Source organism: Pseudoflavonifractor gallinarum (assembly GCF_014982855.1).
GTDB classification, from domain to species: Bacteria; Bacillota; Clostridia; order Oscillospirales; family Oscillospiraceae; genus Pseudoflavonifractor_A; species Pseudoflavonifractor_A gallinarum.
The window spans coordinates 147,004-172,164 of record NZ_JADCKF010000008.1 but is presented as its reverse complement, the minus strand read 5'-3'; the positions used below and the strand labels follow the sequence as shown (position 1 = coordinate 172,164).

Here is a 25,161-nt window from a genome sequence, read left to right as displayed (position 1 = left end):
TTAGCTGTACAATCTTCTCGGACATGGTTTGCTGTCTCCTTTCGAATGGTGGTGTCGCAACTTCATTCTACCAGAGATCTGCAAACCATGTCTTTTTTTGTTTTTGCGAAACTTATTCTACCTGACCTCCTAAAGCGAAGAGATAAGCGCTGTCTGCAGATCCGCCATCTACTGTTCAAGTAGGACCAGATCCTCTGATGTTATCGGGCAGATCAGGATGATGGGGGCATTTGCGATTTACTGAGGTAGGAATCGAACTTTATGTCTAAGGGTTTGGGACTATCCCAACAAACAATTTTGTGTTTAGGGGCAGGGGTTCCCTAAAGCAAAAATTCGCAAGTGAGGCCACACTTGCTGTGCTTGCTCTGTTTTCTTGTCCTCCCGTTTACCCCTTGCTTACATGATAATTTCAAGGGAATAAAGTTGGCTTTCTCCATGATAAATTCATATTTGCGTGATATATTCAGCAAAGAGGTGATTCGATTTGAGAAAAATCTTGATTATAGAAGATGAGCCGGATATTCAGGAACTTTTGGCTGCATATCTTCGAGATGCCGGTTACGAAATAGTGATTGCGGGAGATGGTGTGGAGGCGCTGGCCCAATTTCAACAAGGTGCATTTGACATGATCCTTTTGGATCTGATGCTACCTAAAATTGACGGGTTTGGTGTGTGCGAATTGATACGCCGGGAGTCCAGTGTGCCGATTCTGATGCTCACCGCGCTGGACGGTGAACAAGAGCAGCTGCGTGGATTCCAGATGGAAATTGACGATTATGTGACAAAACCATTTTCTATGCCTATCTTACTGCAAAAAATCCGTGCAATTCTTCGTCGCACCGCAGGAGGCATGGAAAATAACAAATGCTTGCATTACCGTGATCTAACTTTGGATTTAGACGGAATGGAGGCTGTTCTGGCAGGACGATCTTTGGATTTAACAACCCGGGAATTTGAATTGCTCCAGGCGTTGATTTCCAGTCCGGGGAGGGTGTTCACCCGTGAAGTTCTGCTGGCCAAGTTGTGGGGCTACGACTTCTTTGGGGACGAGCGTGTGGTGGATAGTCACATTAAAAACCTACGGCACAAGATGGGTACTGACTATATCGAAACTGTAAGAGGGGTGGGGTATCGTGCTGCGAAAGAAAATCCGTGAAAGTTTGACAGTCCGTATTTTTCTGATAACGGCCCTCATTCTGCTAGGGGCAGGAGCTATTACTTTTGGGCTGATTGCCTGGGCAACCCCCAGTACCTATACCGCTGTGATCAATGATGATTTGACCAAACAGGTAAATGCGCTGGTGGAAAAACTGGCGGACACCACACTGGAGGATTGTGGGTCGGTACTGGATGCCTTTCTCAGGGACTCTGGAGCAGATGCGATGCTGGTGGGCCCCGACGAGCAAATTGTCAATACCGGCTCCCAGTTTGCACTTCAATCGATCTGTGAGGACACTGGCAAAATGACTACGGCAGCGGACATCGGTTCCACGGTTACTTATACCACCGACCGCTTAGATACAGAAGATTCTGTAACTGTCACCATGTCTGAGCAGGCTACCATTACGGCTGATGTGCGCTTTCTTAACCAGTCGGATTCCTACACGCTTTATGTGACACCTCGGCTGAAGACAGAAAATCTGGCGGTACAGGCGCTGATTCAAATGGCTCCTTGGCTGCTGCTACTTTTACTGATCTTCTCCCTGCTGTGTGCGCTGGTCTACTCCAGATATATCGCCCGCCCCATTGTCCGGCTGAGCGGGATCGCTGGGAAAATGGCCGATTTAGATTTTGGATGGACCTGTGAGGAGACCAGGCAGGACGAGATTGGGAATTTGGGCCGTAGCCTAAACCAAATGGCACAAAAGTTATCCGGTGCCCTCTGCGATCTAAAGGCATCCAATGAGGCGCTCCGGGGAGAAATGGAGCAGGAGCGGGAAATGGATCGCCAACGCATGGCCTTTTTCTCTGCCGCATCCCATGAACTAAAAACTCCTGTTACCATTCTGAAAGGCCAGTTGTCCGGTATGCTGGATGGAGTGGATGTCTATCAGGATCGAGAAAAATACCTGGCCCGTTCTCTTCAGGTAACCGCCCGGATGGAAAATCTGATTCAAGAAATCCTGACCATCTCACGGGTAGAGGCTCATGGCGGCGCGTTTGTTCAAGAACTGGTGGACATTTCTGAAATAGCAAAACGGCAGATGGAATTGGATACAGATTTGATACAACAAAAAAATCTGAGGGTAACCGTTGATCTGTGTCCTGGGCTGACAGTAAAAGGAGAACCCTCAATGCTGGCAAAAGCCATTGGCAATCTGATCTCCAATGCGGCGCTTTACTCTCCAGAGGGCGGAGAAATCCGTATTTGGTCTGGCCTTCAGCAAGATACCCCTGCCCTGACAATCGAAAATACTGGCGTCCATATTGGGACTGAGGCTCTGCCGCATCTGTTTGAGGCTTTTTACCGGGAGGAACAATCCCGCAACCGGCGCACGGGCGGCAGTGGCCTGGGGCTCTATCTAGTACGGATCATCCTGGAGCAGCATCGAGCAAATTGTCGGATCGAAAATACGGAGAATGGCGTTCAGGCTACAGTCAGTTTTAATCCTCCCAAGTAACATACAGTGAAGAAAGCGTGCATCTGATTTTCCATCAGGTGCACGCTTTCTTCATATAAAACACAAATTGGCTTCAAGTCCTCTCCATACAGGCTCGGTATCCTATGGATGAAATCCAAAAAGAAAGGACACCAACCCATGCAAATTGAACTTCAAGACCTGAATATGACCTATCCCAACGGAAAACAGGCCCTGCAACATTTGAACCTTGCGCTGAAGGCTCCCAGCCTGATCGGATTGTTGGGGCCAAATGGCGCGGGCAAGTCCACACTGATGAAACTGCTGGTGGCAGCTCTCATGCCTACGGGCGGCGCGATCCTGGTGGATGGGCAGCCTCTCGCAAAGACAGAGCATATGTTGAAGTCCAAACTTGGCTATCTGCCCCAGGACTTTGGCCTGTTTGACGAACTGACGGTGGCACAATTTTTAGACTACATGGCCGCTCTCAAAGGGCTTCATGATTCCAAAAAGACTATTCAAGAAGTGATCCGAGCTGTCAATCTGGAGGAGAAGGCTAAGGCAAAAATCCGTACACTCTCCGGCGGTCAGCGTCAGCGGGTTGGAATTGCCCAGGCTCTACTGGGCAATCCGCCTTTTCTTATCTTTGATGAGCCTACAGTTGGACTTGACCCGGAGGAGCGCATCCATTTCCGAAACCTGTTTTCCCGCACAGCCCAGGATCGGCTGGTACTGCTCTCAACCCACATTATTGAAGATGTACAGTCGGTATGCAATCAAATTGTTGTGATTGATCATGGCAAGGTGCTGTTTACCGGCACACCCGAAAAACTGATCCAAACTGCTGTGGGCCATGTGGGAGCATTTTGGGAACGGGATGCCAAGCAGGAGCAGGGGCTCCATATCACAGCGCGTGTCAACACCAGTCAAGGCATTCGATGCCGTGCGGTTGCTGACAGACTTCCAACCTATGCCAAAGTGGAAGAACCATCCCTGGAGGACGCTTATCTCTATTTGATTTCCAGGGAGGCTGCCCAATGAAAACACTCTGCCTATTTCCTCTGGAATTGCGTCGACTTTTCCAAAGTCGGCTTACCTGGCTGATCGTCGGTCTGACCGTGCTCTCGCCTGCGGTGGGCCTAATCCTCTACAAACCGGCTACCGCCAGCACAATGCTCTCCATGTATCTTGCCAACCCCGCTATCGCCGGAGGTGTTGTAGGCGGCATCCTATTCGGTCTGCTGTCTGTCTTTGAGTCGGACCGGGCCACCCGGAGCCGTGTGGATGTCCTGATAGATGCGGCAGTTTCCCCTCTGACGATGGCATTAGTACGCCTTTTGGCTCTGTTGGCAGCGTCGGTGGTGACCGTGGCCGTTACGATGCTGGTTTGGCTCCCCATCAGTGCGGGGCTGATCGGTTCGGTCTTTGGCGGTGTGGATTATATCTTAGCCTACCTGCTCCTTATGGGGTTGTCCTTGCCGATGTCTATTCTGGCCGCAGCATCCGCCTATCAGTTCACACGGCGGGTGGATCTTTCCTTGGTGCTGTTTGCCGCATTTGCGGCACTGAGCCTGACGGTATGGGCGGATGACTGGCAGCTATGCTGGCTGAATCCATGTGTATGGGCCCTGTCGGATGATTTTTCAAACTTCCGCATCTTCCGCTCGGTGGCCTGGATGCGTCTGACCTGGCTGGTAGCGTTGGCCGGGGTCTGGACGGTTTCTTATCTCTGCATCCGGCAATACGGCAAGGGTGTGTTCGGTTCTCTGACCAGGAATGTGCGGCGGGTCTATCGCCCCATCATCGCCCTGGCGCTACTGGTCTGCTCCGGCACGGCATACGCCGCCCAGCCCCTGGTAGACAGCAGCAATCCGGATCAGATGGCCATGACCTTTTACGAGATCCCCTATGTGGAGGGGGTGGTCTGCACCGGGCGCAGTGCCCAGGTATTCCCGGATACATCTGTCGGCTCCGTTACCGGCACGGCGTCCTATCAATTTCAGAACACATCCGATCAGGAGCAGAATGTGGCTTTCGGCATTAATCCCGGCTATACAATCTCAAATGTGCAGGCCAACGGTGTGAACGTTCCTTTCTCGGTGAGCGACTATCAAGAATACAATGAGGCTATGCTGGAGGTGACGATTCCCGCCGTGGAACAGGTGGAGCTGACCATGGAGTATAGCGGATTTCCCCAGGAGAGTTACAATATGTCCACCATGCAGGGCAGCACGGAAATCAGCTCTGAGTACCTGTGCCTGGAAAACTCCGTTCTCTCGCCCCGTCTGATGAATGTTCTGCCGGGGGAGAACGGCTACCCTACTACCATTGAAATCACACTGCCGGAGGTCATGACAGCCATTCCTTTCAACTCCAGCGAGGCGGAGGTCATCGCGGAAAATGAGGATGGCACGAAGACCTGGCGCTATGAGGCCAACAGTGCTGGCGGGATTCTGTATGCCGGCGACTATGTCCGGGAGGACATTGAGGCCGGCGGCATAACCATCGAATTTTACTATGGCCGCAAACATCAGGCTGTCATGGAGTCCGCCGGGGCGGTGGATGCGGTCAAATCTGTGGTGGATTACTGTACCGAGCATTATGGCCTGTTGTCTTTCGGTACTGGCGAAACTCTCAAGCTCATCCAGAGCCGAGTGGCCGGTGGTGGCTACGCCACAGACGGGGCCAGCCTGTTGGATGAAGCGGATTTCACTGCTGACAACCTGGGCGACGCAAGCAAAGGCGGTGGTGCCGGTGAAGTCATGATTCACGAGTTGGTTCACCAATGGTGGGGCCTGGGCAATATGTTTGACACTTCCGATCCAACAAGTCCCTGGTCGGCTGAGGGCTTGACCGTCTACACCACCTACCGCATTGTCAAGGAACTGTACGGGGAGGACTACGCCCGGGAGCACTATGTAAACCAGTGGCAGCAGGCGGTGGATGACTACTATCTGGACTTTTATGTGCGCAATCCCGACTATCTGGCAAACCTGCCGGAGGACAAGCAGTTGGAGATCACAGGCAATCTGACCTATGTACGACAATACTGCGAGATGCCGCTGAAGATCTTGAAAGCAGAGCAGCTGGTGGGCGGCGAGGAGTCTATGGATCAAATCCTTAACAGCCTGTTCAATTGGGAACTGGACCCCATGTATCCCTACCTGACCTATCAGGAATTTTTGGACGCCTGCGGGCTTACGGAGGAGGATTTGAGCCTTGATTAAGATATTTCAATATGAGTGCAAACGCTTGCTGTGGAACAAGTTTTTCTTTGGCCTTTTGCTGGTCATCTTGTTCTATGGATGGCAGGTATTGAACAGCGTGACCATTCTTGGGGTGTCCCACACCGCACCCTTTTCTCCCTGGAGTTTTGGAGATTACCTGAGTCGGATGATCCCGCTGTTGTGGATCGCGGTGCTGTTCTTTCTCACCTTCTTTACCTCCGGCAAGGCCCGGCGTGTGACCGTCCTCACCGATGCTACGCCAGTGGCCCCAGGACGGTATGCCCTGGCCCGGTGCGCCGCCGCTCTGGTGGGGACCGGACTGCTGGCTCTGGTCTGTCTGATCGAGGCCGCCATTTTTTATGGCCGGTATTTCGACTGGTATGGTTGGGACGAGTTGGCTCTGCCCGCCTTGGTTACGCTGATTCCCCCGCTGATGCTTGCCCTTGGCAGCGGCTGGCTACTGGGCAGGATTCGCTCCTATCTGATCTACACCTGGATGCTGGTACCCTTTGTGCTGATGGTTTTGCCGCTGCCAGAATTTCTTGGCCTGTTGAACGGAAGTATTTTTATGGATCGTCCTTTGACCTTTGACATTCTTGATCCTACATTCTCTTTGCCCATTGGAACCATTGTTACGCAATGTGTTCTGTTCCTCATAGGAATAGCCCTCCTAATGATATGTCCCTTAAATCATAAAATCCGATGAAACTGCCGGACGACGGCAAAAGAAAAAAGCCGTCGTTCAGCAGACACCCCTTTATGCCCTGATATCAAGAAACGGCGGCTTTGAACTAAGCCGCCGTTTCCTTTTGCCCTGACAGCTTTCACGGCGGCATAGAAGGAGGATGCCGCCATGCTGCGCCGGATGCTGTCCCCGCCTGATCTGACAAGGGCTAGCCGCTCAAAAAAAGCCCGTTCCATTCGGCGGACAGGTTCGGCTACGAGTATGAACTATACCATGTAAATAAATTACATATCACTTGCCATTGCGCCCGGTGGGTCTGTGACCTGCCGGGCGCTTTTTGTCGTTTCCTGCGGTCGGGCTGGCTGGCCGTTGTTTTTCTCAAATTTTCTTCAAAAAGGAGGCGTTTAGCGGGCAGAACACGCTCTCGCAGGATTGGTAGTAGCGGAAAGGGAGAGAACCACCTGATCCCCCCATGGAAAGGGGGTGAAACTGATGGAATCTAACCCCCGCGACTATGGCGAGCAATGCCGGTTCGATGCTTTTTGCAAGAAGGTATTGCGAAACGAGGCCAGAGCCTACCTGCGGAACATGAAACGCCAAAGAGAGCGTGAAGCCTTCTTTAGCGACTTGTCCCAGGCGGAACTGGACAAGCTCTGCGTCGTGGATCGTTACCCCAGCGACAGCATTGTGTTCTCGTCGCACGGCTACGATCTACATATCGACAACGAGCTTGTAGCCGAGGCTTTCTCCGCTTTGCCGCAGATGGAGCAGAGCATTTTGATTTTGCACTGCACTCTGGACCTGGCAGACGGTGAGATCGGTAGTCTCGTTGGGATGTCCCGGAGCGCCGTTCAGCGGCACCGGACGAAGGCGCTGCAGGAGCTGCGCGAAGAATTGTCGGCGCTGATGCCGAAAGGAGGCTGAGGAAGATGACAGAGCCCATCCACAAGGGAAAGAACCTGCCACCCGTTTGGGTGATCCACGCGGCCTCCAGCGGTGACAGCGAGGCCATGGAGCAAGTGCTGCGGTACTACGACGACTATATGAGCCGCCTGTGTACCCGTACTCTCTATGACAAGGACGGAACCCCTCATGTGTGCGTGGATACCCACATGAAGCGCTGTCTGGAAACCCGACTGATTCGGGCTGTCGTTCGGAAATAACTGCACCAGCCCAAATGTCGGCGGACGGTTTTTCCCTTTCTGCGTCCGCCGACAACCTGGGCTGGATTCTTTTTTCTATGCAAGAGGAAAGGACGACAATCTATGAAAGAGAAATCTGCATCCCCGGATGTCCCGAAGCAAAACCAAGTACAACTTGAAAAAATGACCTATCGCTTCGGCAACAGGTCGTTTGTTGTAGAGTCTGTTTTCAAAGAAGGAAGCCCGGATACCCTGGGCAGCGTCCTCCTTCGATTGATGAAGGCCGAACATGAGAAACTATAAACTCTCCATACCCGGCTGACACGGGCAGAGGGCGGCGGTATAATTGTATTGGGAATACAAGATATGCACTGTTCGGCTGTCCGGAAAGGAGGACTTATGAGACAGTCGAATCACAAAAAATCCCGTGACATGACCGCTTTCCTCTATGAGCGGCTTTCCCGTGACGATAATTTGGAGGGTGAGAGTTACAGCATCGGCAACCAGAAAAAGCTGCTGACCAAAGTAGCAAAGGAGAAAGGTTACACCAACCTGGTCCATTTCCTGGATGACGGTATTTCCGGTGTCACCATGGACCGCCCTGGTTTTGTGGAGATGATCCGGCAGCTTGAACAGGGACGGGCCGCCGCAGTATTTGTCAAAGATCTTTCCCGCTTGGGCCGTAACTACATCGAAGTTGGCAGGCTGACCGAGGAATTTTTCCCGGAGCATGACATTCGCCTGGTGGCGGTATCTGACAACATAGACACCGCCGAGGGCGAGAACGAGTTGGCGCCGATCCGCAACCTGTTCAATGAATGGTATGCCCGCGACATCAGCAAGAAACGGCGTATCAGCAACAAGATCAAAGGGAATGCGGGCGAGCCGATGGGCCAGCCCCCCTACGGTTACATCAAAGATTCCGACAATCCGAAACGATGGATCGTAGATGACGAAGCCGCCCAGGTGGTTCGGCGGATTTACAGCATGACCCTGGAGGGCTACGGAACGGAGCAGATCGCCACGCAACTTGAACGGGATGAAATCCTTACCCCTCGTGCTTATTGGCTGAAAAAGGGCATCAAGCGGCCTGGAAAAGGCAAGCAGCAGCCTGCTACCAAGTGGAACAGTTCCACCGTGACCAAAATCCTGTCTTTGCAGGAATATTGCGGTGACATTCTCAACTTCAAGACCTACTCCAAATCTTACAAGAACAAAAAGAGGTTGGAGAATGACCGTGAGAATTGGGTCATCTTCAAGGATGTCCACGAGCCGATCATCGAACGGTCTGTTTTTGAGCAGGTGCAGCAGAAGCGGGGCAAAATCCGCAAGCGCCGCACCAACGAAGGCAAGCACAATATGTTCTCCGGCCTGCTGGTCTGTGCTGACTGCGGCTGCAATCTTCACTTCCACTTCAATCAGGGCAACCCGGAGATCAAGTATTTCAACTGCTCCAACTATAAGGGCAACCGTGGGAGCTGTACTTCTACCCACTATGTCCGAGTAGATTTTCTGGAACAGGTGGTGCTTGGTGAAATCCGGCGTTTGACGAAGTTCGCCAGCCTCTATGAGGACGAATTTCTGAAAGCGGTAATTGGGCACTCCCAGCAAGCAGTGGAGATCGACCGCAAGCTGAAGGAGAAGGAATTGAAAGCCCTGCTTACCCGTGATGAGGAACTGGACGGGCTGTTTGAACGCATCTATGAGGACAATGTTTCCGGCAAGCTCTCCGATGACCGTTTTGCGAAAATGTCCAGACGGTATGAGGAGGAGCAAAAGGAACTAGTGGAAAAAATCAAAAAGCTCCACTCCGAAATCGAGAAGCAGAGCAGCCAGGCCATGACCACGGATATGTTCATCTCTTTGGTGCGAAAGTACACCCGCGCACGCAAGCTCACGCCCCGGATGCTCAACGAGTTGGTTGAGAAGATCGAGGTTTACCATGCGGAGAAAATTGATGGTGTGTGGGAGCAGCGGCTTCGCATCCATTATAACTGCGTGGGAGAAATCACGATTCCTAAAATGCTGCCTCTCCCAATCCCTGATGTGACCGTCAATACCCGGAAAGGCGTGTTCGTCAACTACGCCCCGGCAGAGATCGCCGGATGAAAACAACAAAAAAAGACGAGTGTTCTTACAGCTTCTCAAATACTATAAGAACACTCGTCATGGTGCGCGAGGCGGGACTTGAACCCGCACGTGCGTAATGCACACTAGAACCTGAATCTAGCGAGTCTGCCAATTCCACCACTCGCGCATGTGGTCCGGGTGACAGGACTTGAACCTGCGGTCTCGTGGTCCCAAACCACGCGCGATACCAAACTTCGCTACACCCGGATCGGTCCTGCTCATCATGCACCGCTTCAAGAACCGATGCAACGAAAGATATTATAAACCATTTCGCTAAGGATTGCAAGAGAAAATTTCGTGTGTTATGATATGGGCTGAGAGGTGACAAGATCAAATGAGAATGCGGAAAAAACCGAACCTTGCAAATCGGATGGAGCGGTGCGCCGGGCTCCTGATCCAGAATCCGATGGAGCTGAGAGGAAATTGGAGAAGCCTTTTCCCCCAGGCCAGAGAACTGCGTCTGGAGGTGGGCTGCGGGAAGGGACGCTTTACGGTGGAGACGGCGGCCCAGAACCCGGAGTGCCTGTTTGTGGCCATCGAGCGGGTGGCTGACGCCATGATCATTGCCATGGAGCGGGCCGAGAAGATGGATCTGCACAATGTGTATTTCATCGATGCCGATGCCGCCCGGCTGCGGGAGTATTTTGCACCCGGGGAAGTGGACCTGATTTATTTGAACTTCAGCGATCCCTGGCCCTCCAACCGGCACAGCAAACGCCGCCTGACCCACACGGATTTCCTGATGCGGTATCGCCAGGTACTGAAGGAGGGCGGCCAGATCCACTTCAAGACCGATAACCGGGATCTGTATGAGTGGTCCCTCTTCCAGTTCCCGAAGGCGGGGTTTGCCCTGTCTGAGGTGACGCGGGATCTGCACGGCAATGGGATCTGCGGCGTGATGACGGACTATGAGGAGAAATTCCACGCCATGGGCACGCCCATCAACCGCTGCGTGGGCACCATGGGGGAGCTGCCCGCCGAGATGGCCGGGTGGATCGACCCGCTGGACAAGCCCCGCGGACAGGAAGAAGGGGAAGAAGAGGAGTCCCCGGAAGAATTGCAGGTTCCTTCTGAGCATGAGGAGCCTTAAGTAAAGTAATCCAGAAAAAGAAAGGCTGCCTGAGAAGCTGGCGCTGGTCGGTTCCGAGAAAGACCATCTTCGGAACGGATCTGCGCGGCGTCTCAGGCAGCTCTTTTTTATCATCTGGAAAGAAAAGGGGCCGGAACGGACATAATGGATTTATACAGATATAGAAAATACTGGATGATATGAGGGCATACTTGCCGATAAAACGCGGAAAAAAAGGCCGTATTGTAAATAACGTGTAAAAAATATGTAATAGATCGAGTATGCTCTTGAAGGATTCTGAATTTTTTGTCATAATATTGTCTGCAATGTAAAAAATCTATGAACAGCACGGCGCAGGCCGTGGACAAAGGAGAAAATGAAATGCAACTGGAAGACATTTTTATGCTCTTCGGCGGACTTGCCCTGTTTTTGTACGGCATGCACATTATGTGCGCGGGTCTGGAAATCGCGGCAGGTGACCGCCTGAAGTCCATTCTGGAAATGCTCACTTCCAAGCGGATCCTGGGCGTCCTGGTGGGCGCCGGTATTACGGCAATCATTCAGAGCTCCTCGGCGACCACTGTCATGGTGGTGGGATTCGTCAACTCCGGCCTGATGACCCTTCAGCAGGCGGTTGGCGTGATCATGGGTGCCAACGTGGGTACCACCATGACCAGCCTTCTCATTGCGCTGGACGTGGGCCTCATCGCGCCGTTGCTGGCCTTCTTCGGCGTGGTGCTCATCACCATGTTCAAGAAGCAGAAGATCAACTGCATCGGCCAGATCGTTGCCGGTCTGGGCATCCTCTTCCTGGGCATGGAGCTGATGAGCTCCTCCATGGCTCCTCTGCGGGACTATGAGCCCTTTGTCAATCTCCTCACTTCCTTCTCCAATCCCATCCTGGGCATTCTGGCCGGCACGCTCTTCACCGCGGTGGTCCAGAGCTCCTCGGCCAGCATCGGTATCCTTCAGGCGCTGGCCCTGAGCGGTGTGGTGGGACTGGATAACGCGGTCTTTGTGCTCTTTGGCCAGAACATCGGTACCTGTATCACCGCTCTTCTGGCCAGCCTGGGCGGAAACCGCAACGCCAAGCGCACCACCCTCATCCACCTGATGTTCAATGTGATCGGTACCGTGATCTTTACCATCATCTGCCTGACCACGGACTTTACGGGCCTGATCCAGAGCTATCTGCCCGGCAATGTGCCTGGCCAGATTGCCGCCACCCACATCATCTTCAACGTGGTGACCACCATTGTGCTCTTCCCCTTCGGCAATGTGCTGGCCAAGGTGGCCTGCCGGATCCTGCCCGACCACACCAGCGAGGAGGGCTATCACCCCGTCAACGAGCACGGCATCGGCTCCACCGCCATTGCCCTGTCTGAGCTGCAGAAGCAGGAGGCGGAGATGTTTGCCCTGGCCCGGGAGAATGTGGAACTGGCCTTCGACACCCTGCTGCTGCGGGATGAGAGCAAGCTCAGCCGCGTGGCCGAGCAGGAGGACCGGATCGACGTCTACAACGCGGAGATCACCCGCACTATCGGCCGCACCTCCACCCACGAGATGTCGGAGGCCGACTCCGACCGCTTCAACCGCATGCTGATCGTCTGCGGCAACATTGAGCGTATCGGCGACCACGCCATGAACATGGCCGAGTATCTGGAGCCTCTGAAGAAGCGCCATATCCACATGGACGATGAGACCATGAAGGAGCTGACTAACCTGCGCACCCTGGCCACCCATGCATTGCTGGCCATTGACTTCGAGGACGACAGCAACCGGAAGCGCGCGCTGGATACCGTGGCCATTCTGGAGGCGGACAGCGATGAAAAGAATCGCCAGTACCGCGCCGCGCAGATCCGCCGTATGCGGGAGGGTCACGTGGACCCGGAGCTGAGCATCCTGTACAGCGAGATCCTCACCGACATCGAGCGTATGCTGGACCACATGCTCAACATTGCTGAGGCTCTCTGTCCCAAGCAGGCTGCCTAAGCGGAAGATTATCAAAGAACAAAGCCCCGGAATCCAAACATGGATTCCGGGGCTTTAAGCTGTCGATCAAGTGTATTTCTGCGATTTGTGCTGCAAGAGGCCTCGCAGAGTTCCGCCGGGCGTAGACGGCGGAATGAGGTCAAATCGTTTTTTCCGGCGGCGTGTACGTCGGAAAAAACACTTCTCAGGCCGTAAGTGTGTGGCCCTTCGGGCCATGCGCGCGACGGCCTGTATCCCCTCGAAAAAATGCCTGCATTTTTGAGAAGCGTGTCGAACCAGTTCGACACGCGGAAGCCCCGGAATCCAAACATGGATTCCGGGGCTTTGCTGCTGTCTGGACGATTACAAGCAAACGTCTGTCATTTGGAAGGTGCGGCAGTCCACCAGCCCGCGGTTGGTGAGACGCAGCTCCGGGATGCAGGCCAGGGAGAGAAGGGCCATGGTCATGAAGGGGGCGGGGAGGATGCAGCCGATCTCCTTCCAAGCCAGACCCAGCTGATGGGCCAGATCGGCCATCTCGGCGGGGGAGCGCTCACCCATCACGCCGGCCAGGGGCAGGGGGATGTGGCCCAGGACCTTCCCGTCCCGCACCACGCACATGCCGCCCTGGGACTCGATGAGAGTATTGGCGGCGAAGGCCATATCCGCGTCGTTGGTGCCCAGCACCAGCAGGTTATGGGCATCGTGGGCCACGGTGGAGGCCATGGCGCCGCTGGTGATGCCAAAGCCATGGACAAAGCCCCGGCCGCAGGTCCCGGTGCGGTTGTGCCGCTCAAAGACCACGGCCTTGAGGACATCCTGGACCGGGTCGGATTCCAGATAGCCGTTGCGGGGGGTCAGGGCGGCGATATACTCCCGGGTCAGGGCCTTGCCGGGAACAACACCGATGGCGCGGACCTTCTGGATGGTCTGGGAGGGGGCGGGGTAGAGGAAATCTTCCGCCTGGATGGGGTCCAGATGGATGGTGGAGCGGACAAAGTCCGGATAGGACGCCTCCGGGATGTCGATGGTCAGATGGCCGTCCTCGGCCACCAGATTCCCGTCGATAAAGACCTTCTGGACGACAAAATCCTTCAGGTCGGTGAACAGGACCAGATCGGCGCATTTTCCGGGGGTGACCGAACCCAGGTCGTGGTCCATCTGGAAGCACTGGGCGCAGTTGATGGTGACCATCTGGACCGCGGACACCGGGTCGATCCCCTCGGCCACGGCCCGGCGGAGCAGCCGGTCCACATGGCCCTCCGCCCGGAGGGTCTGGGGATGGGCGTCGTCGGTGACCAGCAGGGCAAAGCGGCTGTCTACCTGGTGCTCGGTGACCGCTCGGGCCACCTCGTGGAGATCCCGCCAGCCGGAGCCCTCCCGGAGCATGGCGTACATGCCCAGGCGCATTTTGGCCAGGGCCTCCTCCGGACGGGTAGACTCATGGCAGGAGCGCACACCGGAGGCGATGTAGCCATTGAGACCCCGGTCCAGATCGGCCATGGCATAGTGGCCGGTGATGGTCCGTCCGGCTTTACCGGTCTCGGCCAGGATGGCGTGGGGGCCGTCCGCGCCCGAGAGGACGCCGGGGTCGTTCATCATCTCGCCCAGGGCCACGGTGCGCCCGTCCTCCATGAACTGGCGCACATCCTCCGGCCCCACAAAGCCGCAGGTGTCCTCAAAGCCGGGGACGGCGGGCACGCAGGAGGGCATGGTGAGCATGGCCTTGAGGGGGGTGGCGGCGGCGTCCTCCATCATGAAGGAGACGCCTTTGGGCCCCAGTATATTGCAGATCTCGTGGGGGTCGTAGTACACGCCCACGGTGCCCCGGGGGAGCACGGCACGGGCAAAGTTCCGGGGCGGCATCATGGAGGACTCGATGTGAATGTGGCCGTCCAGAAGGCCGGGGGAGAGGTAGGCTTCCCCGGCGTCCACCACCTGGGTCTCAGGACCGATGCAGTGGGAGGCGTCCGGGCCCACATAGGCGATGCGTCCGGCGGCGCAGGCCACGTCGGTGTGGGGCTGGAGTTCGCCGGTGCAGACGTTGATGAGGGTGGCATTCTTCACCACCAGCTCCGCGGGCGTGAGTCCCTGGGCCACGGCCGCCAAAGTCTTGGAGGCTTCCCACAGGGGGGTGCGGCAAAAGACATTTTTCATACAGACGCTCCTTTCTGAGTCCAAATGGTTGAATACGGGGGACCGGAAGGTCCCCCGTATTTCGAATCAATTGAGTTTTTGCTGGCGGGCCAGATTTTCAGCCACGATGCGCTCCATGGCGTTGAGGATGTTCTCATAGCCGGTGCAGCGGCACAGGTGGCCGGAGATCAGCTTGCGCAGCTCATCCCGGTTGTACTGCTTGTTGGTGCCCACGATCTCCACGGCGGTCATGATGAGGCCGGGGGTGCAGAAGCCGCACTGGACAGCGGCCTCCTCGATAAAGGCGGTCTGGATGGGGGAGAGCTCTCCGTTGGGGCCCTTGATGCCCTCCACGGTGAGGACGCTGTGGCCATCGGCCCACACGCTGAGGTAGCAGCAGGAGTTGACGGCCTTTCCGTCAATGAGGACGGTACAGGCACCGCACTCGCCCACTTCACAGCCCTTCTTGACGCTGGTCAGGCCCAGACGGTCCCGCAGGGTATCGGTCAGACACTCCCGCACGTCTACGGCAAGCTCTTCCTCCTTGCCGTTCACTTTCACATGGATGATTTTAAGCATGGATTTCACCTCCGGCAAAGGCCACAGCCTGCCGGAAGGCCCGGCGGCAGATTTCCTTGGCGATCTGGAGCCGGAAGGCCTTGGAGGCCCGCCAGCTGTCTCTGGGATTGATTTCGGTGAGGACGCTCTGGCCCAGCTCCTTGACCAGGGCCTCGTCCACGGTGCGGCCCACGGCCATGGCCTCGGTCTTGGGGCAGCGCACGGGGGTGGGAGCGGCCACGCCGAAGGCGATGCGCAGATCCTCTACGGTGCGCTTGTCGGCCGAGAGCTTGACCTGCACGGCACAGCCCAGGGTGGAGATCTCCATGGCCTCGCGCTTGCCGTACTTGATGTAGTGTCCGCCGAAGCCCTCGTAGTTTTCCCGGGCGATGCGCACGGCGGTGAGGACCTCGTCATGCTGCCGGACGGTCTTGCCGGGGCCGGCGTACCACTCCCCGATGGGGATGAGGCGCTTGCCGTTGGGACCCTGGACCTCCAGCACGGCGTTGAGGGCCATGAGGGAGGGGGCGCTGTCGGCGCTGGTCACACCGTTGCAGACGTTGCCGCCGATGGTGCCCATGTTGCGGATCTGGGGGCTGCCCACCTGATCCACCGCCTGGCAGAGCATATTGATGTGGGGGCGCAGCAGGGGGGAGTTGGTGATCTCAGAGAAGGTACACCCGGAGCCGATGACCAGGGTGCCGTCCTCCTCCTCCCGGATGGCGCTCAGCTCACTGAGGCCGTGGAGGCTGACCAGATGGCAGCCGGCGTGGCGGCCCTCACGGGTCTGGATGAGCACGTCGGTGCCCCCGGCGATGGGCATGGCCGCCGGGTCCGCCCCCAGGGCGGCGATGGCGTCGGCCACACTGGTGGCCTGGTAGTATTGTTCCATATCATACATGGCGCGAAACCCTCCTTAGTCGTCGATGAGTCCGGCCTCGGTAAAGGCGGTGATGAGCTTCTGGGGATCCAGAGGCAGGGAGTCGATGGCCACGCCGGTGGCGTGGAGCACCGCGTTGCGGATGGCGGGCGCGCCGGGGATGGCGGGAGGCTCGCCCAGGGCCTTGTTGCCATAGGGGCCGGTGGGATCGGGGACCTCCACAAAAGCGGCCTGCAGGTCGGGGGTATCCATGGCGGTGGGCAGCTTGTAATCCAGGAGGTTGCCGTTGAGAGGACGGGCCTTGGCGTCGAAGAGGAGCTGCTCGCTCAGGGCGTAGCCCAGACCCATGCTCATGCCGCCGTGGACCTGCGCCGCGGCCAGCTGAGGATTGATGAGGGTGCCCGAGTCATGGACGTTGACGATGTTGAGGACCTTCACCTTGCCCAGGGGGATGTCCACCTCGACCTCGGCAAAGCAGCAGCCGCTGGCAAAGGTGTTGACCTTGCAGTGAGAGGTGGCCTCCGCCGTGATGTGCTGGGAGCGGTCCAGGCTGTAGAAAGCCTCCACCGCAATGTCGGCCACGGAGCGGAGAGTCTCACCGGTGACGGTATCCACGATCTGGTCGTCCCGGATGTCCAGATTTTCCACCGGGTAGCGCAGGGCGTAGCCGGCGTACTCCAGGATCTTCTGCTTGAAGAGGGCGCCGGTCTTCTTCACGGCCATGCCGCTGACATAGGTCTGGCGGGAGGCGTAGGCGCCGGTATCGAAGGGAGTGGTATCGGTATCCTGGAAGGAGGAGATATGGACCTTCTTCACCGAGATACCGGTGACCTCCGAGGCCATCTGGGTAAAGACGGTGTCAGCGCCCTGGCCGATCTCGGTGGCGCCCATCTGGACCTGGACCGAGCCGTCCTGGTGGAGGACCATGCGGCAGGAGGCGGTCTCCAGCGAGATGGGATGTACGCCGGTCTTGTAGCAGAAGATGGCCATACCCACGCCGCGGCGGATGGGGCCGGTCTGGTTCTGATACTTGGCACGCAGCTCATCCCAGTGGATCAGCTCCCGGCCCTTCTGGATGGCGTCCTGGAGGCCGTAGCTGCGGAACTGAACGTGAGTGTGGGGGTCCTCATAGCCGGCCTGCATGCAGTTTTTCAGGCGGAACTCCAGGGGGTCCATGCCGATGGCGTGGGCCATATCCTCGGCCAGACACTCGGTGGCGAAGCAGGACTGGGGGATGCCGTAGCCGCGCATGGCGCCGCCCACGGCGATGTTGGTGTAGACCGTGTTGGCCTCGCACTCCAGGGCCTTCTCGTCCCGGTAGAGCTGCTTGAAGCCGTTGATGGCGTTGGCCACGATGGAGTGTCCGTGGGAGGCGTAGCCGCCCTGGTTGGAGTTGGCCAGACACTTGCGGGCCACGATAGTGCCGTCCCGCCGCACGGCGCCGGCAACGTGGAAGTCGATGGCATGGCGGACGCGGGTGGAGGCAAAGGTCTCCTCCCGGGTGATGTCCAGCTTGACGGCCCGGCCGCCGACCTGCGTGCACAGCCAGGCGTTGAGGGGCTCATAGAGCACGTCCTGCTTGTTGCCGAAGCCGCCGCCGATGTAGGGCTTGATGACCCGGATGTTGCCCCAGGGAATACCGGTGGCCTGGCCGATGACCCGGCGAACGATGTGGGGGATCTGGGTGGAGGAGATCACGGTGATCTTATCTCCCTCCTGATAGGCGAAGGAGGTGGGGGGCTCGATGTGGCAGTGCTGGACAGTCTGGGTCCGATAAGTACGCTGGACGGTGACCAGATCATCCTCTCCGGCGACGGCCTCGTCATAGGTCATCTCGCCCACCTGGAAGCCGGAGTGGACCAGGATGTTGTTGGGCTTTTCGTCGTGGACGAGACGCGCACCGGGGGCCATGGCCTGATCCACGGTGACATAGGGCTCGAACTCCTCATATTCCACGCGGATGAGGCGGGCTGCCCGGTCGGCGGCTACATTGTCCTCGGCGATGATGGCGGCGATGTCGTCGCCATAGAACCGCACCCGGCGGTTGAGCAGCTTCCGGTCGGCCACATCCTGATGGGCCTTTTCCACCGACCAGGGATGGCCGGGGGTGGGGAAGGGGACGTCGGGGACATCGAAGCAGGTGAGGATCTTGACCACGCCGGGGACGGCAAGGGCCTCCTCCAGATGGAAGGCCTTGACCTCGCCGAAGGCGATGGTGCTGTGGACGACTTTTGCCACCAGATAATCGCGGGGCTCCAGGTCTGAGGTATACTTGGCGGTGCCGGTTACTTTGTCATGGGCATCCACACGAAGCATGGACTGACCAATTGCCATATCGTATCGCTCCTTTCAGGCTCGTTGGGGGCTTGGAATGGGGGCTTGCGCTTTCTCCGGCGGTCGGGGCCCCGGCCGCCGGAGAAAGCGGGCCGGAAGGGGAAGCCGGCCCGCCCGAGGGGGGAAACGGGAAAAATCAGATGATGAAGTACTTCACCGCGAAGAGAATGGCCAGAACATACATCAGGGGGCTGATGGTCTTGCGCTTCTCGCCGCCGGCGAAGAGGTTGATGACCACGTAGGTGATGACGCCCATGGAGATACCCTCGGAAATGGAGTACATAAAGGGCATGCAGATCATGCAGATAAAGGCGGGGATGGACTGGGTGGGATCGTCGAAGTTCACCTTCAGGATGGAGCTGACCATCAGGAAGCCCACCACGATCAGAGCGGGGGCGGTAGCAAAGGAGGGGATGGCCAGGAAGATGGGAGAGAGGAAGAGGGCGATGCCAAAGAGAGCGGCGGAGACCAGACCGGTCAGACCGGTACGGCCGCCCTCGGCCACGCCGGAGGCGCTCTCCACGAAGGTGGTGATGGTGGAGGTACCCAGAAGGGCACCGGCGGTGGTACCCACGGCATCCGCCATCAGAGCGCCGCGGATGCGGGGAAGCTTGCCGTCCTTATCCAGCATATTGGCCTTGGAGGCCACGCCGATGAGGGTGCCCAGGGTATCGAACACATCCACGAAGAGGAAGGCGAAAATGACCACCAGGAAGTCCAGCGAAAAGACGTTGGAGAAGTCGATCTGGAACAGGGTGGGGGCCACGCTGGGAATGGCGATGCCGTTGGAAAAATCGGGCAGCAGGCTGAAGAAGGTGGTGTTGTCCGGCACATAGAGCCCCGTCAGCTGGCAGAGGATGCCGAGGATCCAGGTGGCCAGGATACCGATGAGGATGTTGCCCTTGACCTTCTTGACGATGAGCAGAGCGGTGATGAGCACACCGATGATGGTGAGCAGGACCGTGATGCCCTGGGTGTGGAAGGTGTTCTGGGCCAGGGCGTCCTTCATGGAGAAGACCGAGAGCAGTGTGGACGGATCGTCCACCACCAGCTTGGCGTTCTGCATGCCGATAAAGGCGATGAAGAGACCGATACCGGCGGACACCGCGTGCTTGAGGGGGGTGGGAATGGCGTTGAAAATGGCCTCACGCACGCTGGTCAGGGAGAGCAGGATGAAAATGATACCCTCCAGGAAGACGGCGGTCAGGGCCGTCTGCCAGGAATACCCCATCTGTCCGACCACGGTGTAGGCGAAATAGGCGTTGAGGCCCATGCCGGCCGAGAGTACAAAGGGGTAGTTGGACATGGTGGCCATCAGCACTGTGGCCAGCAGAGAGGCCAAGCATGTGGCGGTAAAGACGGCGCCCGAGTCCATACCGGCGGCGGATAGAATGCTGGGGTTGACAGCCAGGATGTAAGCCATGGTCATGAAGGTGGTGATACCGGCCATGACCTCGGTTTTGACATCGGTGCCGTGCTCTGTCAGGTGAAACAATCGATCCAGTGTTTGATTCATGAAGATCCCTCTCTTTCTTTCCATTTAACATAGGCGGAAGGAACAAACCGGGAACCATTCCCGGAAGGGCACAAGAATGAAACAAAACAAGATACGTGAATGAACTTAGAAGAGCTGGCTGCCCCGGACAAATTTGTGGACGATGTCCCGGTCCTCGGAGAGATAGATGGTGCGCTCCAGACGCTGCTGCACGCTGTGGGCTTCCGGCGGGTTGTACCGGCGGTCGTCCAGAACCAGGATGTCGCACTCATAGCCAGGGAGGAAGGAGCCTACCTGGCCGAAGAAGGAGCCGCCGCCCATGGTGCCCAGCCAGAAGGCCTCGGTGGCCGACAGGGGGGCGAGGGTGGAATCCACCAGACGCCAGCGAAGCTTGGAGACCTGCACGGCGTCGGCCATGGCCCGGAAAATGGAACAGTGGGTGCCGCCGGCCACATCGCTGCCCAGACCCATGGGGATGCCCTCCTCTAGATAGCGGCGAGCGGGGGCGATGCCGGAGGCTAGGTTGGTATTGGAGGCGGGACAGTGGGCCACGTAGACCTGCCGTTCCCGCATCAGAGCGATTTCATCGTCGTCAGAGAGGACGCAGTGGGCCATGATGGTGGGGCAATTTTCTCCGCCGAACAGCCCGAAGGAGTCATAGGCGTCGCCATATCCGTGGGAGGAGGGGCACAGCTCCTTCACCCACTCCACCTCGCTGCGGTTCTCCGAGAGGTGGGACTGCACCGGGAGATTGCGCTCCCGCTGGAGCTTGCCCAGGGATTCCATCAGAGGATCGGAGCAGGAGGGGATGAACCGGGGGGTGAGAATGGGGGAGACCCGCTGGTAGCGGCCGGCGCTCTCCTCCAGCCAGGACACCGTGGCTGCCAGGGAGGCTTCCGCGCTCTCCTCCTGCAGGTCGGGAGAGGCGTTGCGGTCCATGTTGACCTTGCCCACCATGGCCACCAGGCCGGATTCCTCCAAAAGGTCCATCAGCAGCCGGGTCGCGTCCGGATGCACGGTAGCGAAGGCGCACAGGCGGGTGTTGGGGCCCCGGCGGACGTCCTCCACAAAGCGGGAATAGGCCTGCTTGGCATAGGAGAGGTCCCGGAACCGGGCCTCCTCAGGGAAGGTATAGGTGTTGAGCCAATCCAGCAGCTCCAGATCCATGCCGAGGCCCCGGTAGGTGTACTGGGGGGCGTGGACATGGAGATCGGTGAGGCCGGGCAGAATCAAATGGCCGGTATAATCCAACAGGGGAAGGGACGCATAGGACTCTGGTATGGTATCAAAGACACCGGCGCAGCGTCCGTCCACGCAGAGCAGATAGCCGTTGGGGACGGAGCGGAGGGTGTTGGGGTCGACACTATAACAGAGATCGCCCTTCAAGAGAAAAGAGGTAGCGTTCATGGTCGTGCTCCTTTGTCATTGAAGTGTGATTTCCACCTCTTCACAGCAGCGGGAAGAGGTCCCGGATCAGGGAAACTTATAGCGCGGCTGTTTGCGGCAGCCGGTAGAGACACCCAACCGATTTTGGGCCTATATAAGTCTCTGGAAACGAAATAGATTGGAAGTGGGCCGGATACAAAAAAACCACCGTTCCTGCCGCACAATAAATTCCCGATCATCTCCTCTCGGGAACTTATAGCGCGGCTATTTACGGTAGCCAGTAGAGACGCCCAACCATATTATGGGCTTATATAAGTTCATTCACTTGGATAGAAAACCTTATGGTTTTCCTTGTGCTTTTAGTATACTTCCTGAAAATTTTTTTGTCAACCTATCAAGCTATTATGGAATTGTACAAAAAGATGGAAAGCCCTCTGTGAAAGAGGGAGAAAATATAGCGTAATGTCAATAAAAATGAGAAAAACAGGGCAAAAAAAGGCCTGAGTGGGAGAAAATGGTGATGGGAAAAAGAAGCGCTCCGAAAACGTCTGAAAAAAAGAAAAATATGACTTGACAAACGAGGGATAGGTCAGTATAATATAACCTGCACTTGTGAGTGCGCAAGAGATAGCGGGTTTGTGTAAGGGTAGCACAGCAGACTCTGACTCTGTATGTGAGGGTTCGAATCCTTCACCCGCTGCCAAAAGAGATGCAACGTCGGTTGCATCTCTTTTTTTGTCCTGGAGGAGGATTCCGGGCGCTTGAAACGAAAATTGAGCTGGTTCGGCAAAAGGAGGCGGAGACTCACAAGAGTCTCCGCCTCGGTGATTTTCGCTATGATGAAGTTGCCCGTCCGGTCATCAGTTGCCGGGATAGAGGGGGTACTTCTCGGTGATGGAAGCCACGGCGTCCCGGATGGACTGGGCCTTGGCCTCGAAGTCGGTGGCCGCCTGCCAGATCAGCTGGCCGATGAGGGTCATATCCTCTTCCTTCAGGCCGCGGGTGGTGGCGGCGGGAGTGCCGATGCGCACGCCGCTGGTGACGAAGGGCTTCTCGGGGTCGTTGGGGATGGCATTCTTGTTGACGGTGATATGTACCTCGTCCAGACGGTGCTCCATCTCCTTGCCGGTGACGCCGGCCTTGCGCAGGTCCACCAGCATCATGTGGTTGTCCGTACCGCCGGAGACCAGATCAAAGCCCTCCTTCATCAGAGAGGCCGCCAGCGCCTTGGCGTTTTTGATCACCTGCTCCTGATAGGCCTTGAACTCGGGCTTGAGGGCCTCGCCCAGGGCCACGGCCTTGGCCGCGATGATGTGCTCCAGAGGACCGCCCTGGCTGCCGGGGAAAATGCCGGAGTCGATCTTCTTGGCCAGCTCCTCCTTGCACAGGATCATGCCGCCGCGGGGACCGCGCAGGGTCTTGTGGGTGGTAGTGGTGACCACGTCAGCATAGGGCACGGGGTTGGGATGCAGACCGGTGGCCACCAGGCCGGCCACGTGGGCCATGTCCACGAAGAGATAGGCGCCCACCTCATGGGCGATGTCGGCAAAGGCCGCGTAGTCGATGAAGCGGGGATAGGCGGAGGCGCCGGCAATGATCATCTTGGGATGATGCTTGCGGGCCATGTCCCGGACGTTGTCGTAGTCGATGAATCCCTCTTCATTCAGGCCGTAAGAGACCATGTTATAGTTCTTGCCGGAGAAATTGACCGGGCTGCCATGGGTCAGATGACCGCCGTTGGCCAGATCCATACCCAGCACGGTGTCGCCCACGTTGCACAGCGCCTGATACACGGCATAGTTGGCGTTGGCGCCGCTGTGAGGCTGGACATTGGCATGGTCCGCGCCGAAGAGCTTACAGGCACGATCCCGGGCCAGATTCTCCACCACGTCCACGCACTGGCACCCGCCATAGTAACGCTTGCTGGGATAACCCTCCGCGTACTTGTTGGTCAGCACGGAACCGGCCGCGGCGAGCACCGTCTCGCTGACAAAGTTTTCAGATGCGATCAGCTCGATATTCCGGCGCTGACGGTCAAACTCGTGTTTGATCGCCTCACCCACCTCAGGATCCTGTGCGAGGATAAAGTCCATCATGTCCTTGACCATTTTGATTCCTCCCATGGAATTATACTAAAAAGTATAGTTTTTGGGTACTCTACGTTGATTATAGCTGAGCTTGTCCCAAATTACAACCATGATTTGTAAATAATGTCTCGTTTTTTTTCATCCCCCATGTTATAATGGCACAATCAAAGAACCGGTGCTCCATCTGCCGCAAGCACCTTGACCGGTATATGAGGTGATCCCCTTGAAATCCCAAGACGATATTCTGGCCATTGTGGCCGCGCTGAAAAGCGCCTATCCGGAGGCCATCTGCTCTCTGGACTATCAGAAAGATTATGAGCTGCTTTTCTCCACCCGCCTGGCCGCACAGTGTACAGACGAGCGGGTCAATCAGGTCACGCCCACGCTGTTTTCCCGGTTTCCCACGCTGGAGGCCCTGGCCCAGGCCGATGTGAGCGAGGTGGAGGAGATCATCCACTCCACCGGCTTTTTCCGGGCAAAGGCCCGGGACATCGTGGCCGCCTCCCAGATGCTGCTGGAGGTCTATGGCGGAAAGGTGCCCTCCACCATGGAGGAGCTGCTGAAGCTCCCCGGGGTGGGGCGGAAGACCGCCAATCTGATCCTGGGCGACATTTTCCACGCCCCCGGCGCCGTGGTGGCCGACACGCACTGCATCCGCATTTCGGGCCGCCTGGGGCTGACCGACGGTACCAAGGAGCCACCCAAGGTGGAGCAGCAGCTGCGCGCCCAGCTCCCGCCCGAGGAATCCAATGACTTCTGCCACCGCCTGGTGCTCCACGGGCGGGCCGTGTGTATGGCCCGCAAGCCGGACTGCGCCAACTGCACCCTGCGGCCCTGGTGTGATTTTTACCAGCCCCAGGACTGAACCATCCAGAAAAGGAGGAGCATACCATGCTTCCGATCGGTACTCTAGCCCCTGATTTCACCCTTCCCGATCAGGACGGGAACCTTGTGACCCTCTCCCAGTTCCGGGGAAAGAAAGTGGCCCTCTACTTCTACCCGCGGGACAATACCCCCGGCTGCACCCGGCAGGCCTGCGCCTTCGGTGAGGCCTGGAGCGCTTTCCAGGACCACAATACCGTCGTCCTGGGGATCAGCAAGGACAGCACGGCCTCCCACGCGAAATTTGCCCAGAAATACGCCCTGCCTTTTCCCATTCTCTCCGACCCGGAGCTGATTGCCATTCAGGCCTATGATGTCTGGAAGGAGAAAAAGCTCTACGGAAAAATCAGCATGGGCGTGGTGCGCTCCAGCTATCTCATCGACGAGAACGGCGTGATCCTGGACGCCCGGGAAAAAGTGAAGCCCGACACCAATGCCGCCGATCTGCTGGCCCGGCTGGAGGAGGGTTAAGGTACATTTGTGCCCGCCTTCGAAACATTCCAAGCAGGTCCTGTCCCCTGACAAAGGGACGGGACCTGCTTTTTTGTGCCTTTGGTGTGCCACAAGGGCACACACCTGCATAGGATGTCAGGGGGAATT

Annotated in this window: 20 protein-coding genes, 3 tRNA genes and 2 riboswitches; of the genes, 14 read left to right on the top strand and 9 right to left on the bottom strand. The window is 57.2% G+C overall.

What is annotated here, in order from left to right; all coding sequences use genetic code 11:
- Positions 1-484: 484 nt before the first annotated feature.
- From INF37_RS10270 to INF37_RS10230, 9 genes are all read left to right on the top strand, one after another.
- Positions 485-1,156 (top strand): response regulator transcription factor, encoded by a 672-nt coding sequence (locus tag INF37_RS10270; protein ID WP_193538129.1) that lies wholly within the window; start codon positions 485-487, stop codon positions 1,154-1,156.
- Positions 1,134-2,621 (top strand): sensor histidine kinase, encoded by a 1,488-nt coding sequence (locus INF37_RS10265; RefSeq protein ID WP_193538127.1) that lies wholly within the window; start codon positions 1,134-1,136, stop codon positions 2,619-2,621. The genes INF37_RS10270 and INF37_RS10265 overlap by 23 nt, the downstream gene beginning before the upstream one ends.
- A gap of 138 nt (positions 2,622-2,759) precedes the next feature.
- A complete protein-coding gene (locus tag INF37_RS10260; protein ID WP_193538125.1) occupies positions 2,760-3,620 on the top strand; it encodes an ATP-binding cassette domain-containing protein in 861 nt (286 codons plus the stop codon).
- On the top strand, positions 3,617-5,806 hold the full coding sequence (locus tag INF37_RS10255; RefSeq protein WP_193538124.1) for a hypothetical protein: 2,190 nt from the start codon (positions 3,617-3,619) through the stop codon (positions 5,804-5,806). Before INF37_RS10260 ends, INF37_RS10255 begins: the two co-directional genes overlap by 4 nt.
- A complete protein-coding gene (locus INF37_RS10250; RefSeq protein WP_193538122.1) occupies positions 5,799-6,512 on the top strand; it encodes a hypothetical protein in 714 nt (237 codons plus the stop codon). Before INF37_RS10255 ends, INF37_RS10250 begins: the two co-directional genes overlap by 8 nt.
- Positions 6,513-6,983: 471 nt before the next feature.
- The gene (locus INF37_RS10245; protein WP_193538120.1) at positions 6,984-7,415 is read left to right on the top strand and encodes a sigma-70 family RNA polymerase sigma factor; all 432 of its coding nucleotides are present in this window, start codon (positions 6,984-6,986) and stop codon (positions 7,413-7,415) included.
- 5 nt (positions 7,416-7,420) lie between these two features.
- Positions 7,421-7,654 (top strand): helix-turn-helix domain-containing protein, encoded by a 234-nt coding sequence (locus INF37_RS10240; RefSeq protein WP_193538118.1) that lies wholly within the window; start codon positions 7,421-7,423, stop codon positions 7,652-7,654.
- A gap of 102 nt (positions 7,655-7,756) precedes the next feature.
- The gene (locus tag INF37_RS10235) at positions 7,757-7,936 is read left to right on the top strand and encodes a hypothetical protein (RefSeq protein WP_193538116.1); all 180 of its coding nucleotides are present in this window, start codon (positions 7,757-7,759) and stop codon (positions 7,934-7,936) included.
- Positions 7,937-8,032: 96 nt separating this feature from the next.
- Complete coding sequence (locus INF37_RS10230) at positions 8,033-9,742, top strand: recombinase family protein (RefSeq protein WP_193538114.1); 1,710 nt, start codon at positions 8,033-8,035, stop codon at positions 9,740-9,742.
- A gap of 60 nt (positions 9,743-9,802) precedes the next feature.
- On the opposite strand, the gene INF37_RS10225 is transcribed toward INF37_RS10230, so the two are convergent.
- Positions 9,803-9,890: transfer RNA gene (locus INF37_RS10225), tRNA-Leu, on the bottom strand.
- Positions 9,891-9,893: 3 nt separating this feature from the next.
- A tRNA-Pro gene (locus tag INF37_RS10220) sits at positions 9,894-9,970 on the bottom strand.
- A 127-nt stretch (positions 9,971-10,097) separates the two neighbouring features.
- Here INF37_RS10220 and trmB point away from each other — a divergent pair.
- Together trmB and INF37_RS10210 are read left to right on the top strand one after the other, a co-directional pair.
- Positions 10,098-10,853, top strand: coding sequence for a tRNA (guanosine(46)-N7)-methyltransferase TrmB (trmB, locus tag INF37_RS10215; protein ID WP_193538112.1), 756 nt, complete (start codon positions 10,098-10,100; stop codon positions 10,851-10,853).
- Between the two features lie 360 nt (positions 10,854-11,213).
- Complete coding sequence (locus INF37_RS10210) at positions 11,214-12,824, top strand: Na/Pi cotransporter family protein (protein WP_101691287.1); 1,611 nt, start codon at positions 11,214-11,216, stop codon at positions 12,822-12,824.
- A gap of 342 nt (positions 12,825-13,166) precedes the next feature.
- On the opposite strand, the gene ade is transcribed toward INF37_RS10210, so the two are convergent.
- From ade to INF37_RS10180, 6 genes are all read right to left on the bottom strand, one after another.
- The gene (gene ade / locus INF37_RS10205; protein WP_193538110.1) at positions 13,167-14,960 is read right to left on the bottom strand and encodes an adenine deaminase; all 1,794 of its coding nucleotides are present in this window, start codon (positions 14,958-14,960) and stop codon (positions 13,167-13,169) included.
- A 66-nt stretch (positions 14,961-15,026) separates the two neighbouring features.
- A complete protein-coding gene (gene xdhC / locus INF37_RS10200; RefSeq protein ID WP_101691289.1) occupies positions 15,027-15,518 on the bottom strand; it encodes a xanthine dehydrogenase subunit XdhC in 492 nt (163 codons plus the stop codon).
- Positions 15,511-16,398: a xanthine dehydrogenase subunit XdhB gene (gene xdhB / locus INF37_RS10195; protein WP_101691290.1), complete on the bottom strand. Its 888-nt coding sequence runs from the start codon at positions 16,396-16,398 to the stop codon at positions 15,511-15,513. Before xdhB ends, xdhC begins: the two co-directional genes overlap by 8 nt.
- Positions 16,399-16,413: 15 nt before the next feature.
- Positions 16,414-18,711: a xanthine dehydrogenase subunit XdhA gene (gene xdhA, locus INF37_RS10190; protein WP_193538108.1), complete on the bottom strand. Its 2,298-nt coding sequence runs from the start codon at positions 18,709-18,711 to the stop codon at positions 16,414-16,416.
- Between the two features lie 136 nt (positions 18,712-18,847).
- Positions 18,848-20,227, bottom strand: coding sequence for an NCS2 family permease (locus INF37_RS10185; RefSeq protein ID WP_193538106.1), 1,380 nt, complete (start codon positions 20,225-20,227; stop codon positions 18,848-18,850).
- 105 nt (positions 20,228-20,332) lie between these two features.
- Entirely contained in the window at positions 20,333-21,613 is a 1,281-nt protein-coding gene (locus tag INF37_RS10180) for an amidohydrolase family protein (RefSeq protein WP_193538104.1), read from the bottom strand.
- A gap of 59 nt (positions 21,614-21,672) precedes the next feature.
- Positions 21,673-21,770, bottom strand: a riboswitch (purine riboswitch).
- Positions 21,771-21,828: 58 nt separating this feature from the next.
- A riboswitch (purine riboswitch) is annotated at positions 21,829-21,927 on the bottom strand.
- Between the two features lie 294 nt (positions 21,928-22,221).
- On the opposite strand from INF37_RS10180, the gene INF37_RS10175 reads away from it, so the two are divergent.
- A tRNA-Gln gene (locus INF37_RS10175) sits at positions 22,222-22,295 on the top strand.
- 157 nt (positions 22,296-22,452) lie between these two features.
- Here the strand turns inward: INF37_RS10175 and INF37_RS10170 are convergent.
- Entirely contained in the window at positions 22,453-23,700 is a 1,248-nt protein-coding gene (locus INF37_RS10170) for a serine hydroxymethyltransferase (protein ID WP_101692682.1), read from the bottom strand.
- Between the two features lie 202 nt (positions 23,701-23,902).
- On the opposite strand from INF37_RS10170, the gene nth reads away from it, so the two are divergent.
- Both nth and INF37_RS10160 read left to right on the top strand, forming a co-directional pair.
- Positions 23,903-24,544, top strand: coding sequence for an endonuclease III (gene nth, locus INF37_RS10165; RefSeq protein WP_101692683.1), 642 nt, complete (start codon positions 23,903-23,905; stop codon positions 24,542-24,544).
- A gap of 26 nt (positions 24,545-24,570) precedes the next feature.
- Entirely contained in the window at positions 24,571-25,032 is a 462-nt protein-coding gene (locus INF37_RS10160; RefSeq protein ID WP_101692684.1) for a peroxiredoxin, read from the top strand.
- Positions 25,033-25,161 lie beyond the last annotated feature (129 nt).

What these genes read in the sequence shown, in the direction of transcription:
- INF37_RS10260 (WP_193538125.1), top strand. Translation starts at nt 2,760, where the DNA reads ATGCAAATTGAACTTCAAGACCTGAATATGACCTATCCCAACGGAAAA.
- INF37_RS10255 (WP_193538124.1), top strand. Translation starts at nt 3,617, where the DNA reads ATGAAAACACTCTGCCTATTTCCTCTGGAATTGCGTCGACTTTTCCAA.
- INF37_RS10245 (WP_193538120.1), top strand. Translation starts at nt 6,984, where the DNA reads ATGGAATCTAACCCCCGCGACTATGGCGAGCAATGCCGGTTCGATGCT.
- INF37_RS10240 (WP_193538118.1), top strand. Translation starts at nt 7,421, where the DNA reads ATGACAGAGCCCATCCACAAGGGAAAGAACCTGCCACCCGTTTGGGTG.
- INF37_RS10235 (WP_193538116.1), top strand. Translation starts at nt 7,757, where the DNA reads ATGAAAGAGAAATCTGCATCCCCGGATGTCCCGAAGCAAAACCAAGTA.
- INF37_RS10230 (WP_193538114.1), top strand. Translation starts at nt 8,033, where the DNA reads ATGAGACAGTCGAATCACAAAAAATCCCGTGACATGACCGCTTTCCTC.
- trmB (WP_193538112.1), top strand. Translation starts at nt 10,098, where the DNA reads ATGAGAATGCGGAAAAAACCGAACCTTGCAAATCGGATGGAGCGGTGC.
- INF37_RS10210 (WP_101691287.1), top strand. Translation starts at nt 11,214, where the DNA reads ATGCAACTGGAAGACATTTTTATGCTCTTCGGCGGACTTGCCCTGTTT.
- ade (WP_193538110.1), bottom strand. Translation starts at nt 14,960, where the DNA reads ATGAAAAATGTCTTTTGCCGCACCCCCCTGTGGGAAGCCTCCAAGACT.
- xdhC (WP_101691289.1), bottom strand. Translation starts at nt 15,518, where the DNA reads ATGCTTAAAATCATCCATGTGAAAGTGAACGGCAAGGAGGAAGAGCTT.
- xdhB (WP_101691290.1), bottom strand. Translation starts at nt 16,398, where the DNA reads ATGTATGATATGGAACAATACTACCAGGCCACCAGTGTGGCCGACGCC.
- xdhA (WP_193538108.1), bottom strand. Translation starts at nt 18,711, where the DNA reads ATGGCAATTGGTCAGTCCATGCTTCGTGTGGATGCCCATGACAAAGTA.
- INF37_RS10185 (WP_193538106.1), bottom strand. Translation starts at nt 20,227, where the DNA reads ATGAATCAAACACTGGATCGATTGTTTCACCTGACAGAGCACGGCACC.
- INF37_RS10180 (WP_193538104.1), bottom strand. Translation starts at nt 21,613, where the DNA reads ATGAACGCTACCTCTTTTCTCTTGAAGGGCGATCTCTGTTATAGTGTC.
- INF37_RS10170 (WP_101692682.1), bottom strand. Translation starts at nt 23,700, where the DNA reads ATGGTCAAGGACATGATGGACTTTATCCTCGCACAGGATCCTGAGGTG.
- INF37_RS10160 (WP_101692684.1), top strand. Translation starts at nt 24,571, where the DNA reads ATGCTTCCGATCGGTACTCTAGCCCCTGATTTCACCCTTCCCGATCAG.